The sequence below is a fragment of the Nocardia citri genome (assembly GCF_054065835.1).
In genome coordinates, this window is sequence record NZ_JBSUQM010000093.1 from 1 (window position 1) to 276 (window position 276).

The following is a 276-nucleotide window of genomic DNA, read 5'->3' on the forward strand; positions in this document are numbered from 1 at the left end:
CTGGTCGAGCTGGCGGATGTGTCCGACCCTGAGCTGCTGGTCACCGTGGTCGCGTCTGCCTTGGGGTTGCGCGAGGATCCGGCGCGGCCCTTGCCGGAGGTGGTGGTGGAGTTCCTGTCCGCACGGGAATCGCTGCTGGTGTTGGACAATTGTGAGCATCTGGTGGCAGCGGTGACGGGGCTGGTGGAGACCTGGCTGCGAAACTGTCCGAACCTGCGGGTTCTGGCCACCAGCCGGGAACCGTTGGATATCGCCGGAGAGGCGGTGCTGCGGGTA

1 protein-coding gene is annotated in these 276 nt (G+C 66.3%); it reads left to right on the forward strand.

From position 1 onward, the window contains the following. A partial coding sequence (locus ACW2Q0_RS31260; protein ID WP_457194514.1) for a hypothetical protein occupies window positions 1–276 on the forward strand: 276 nt, incomplete at both ends.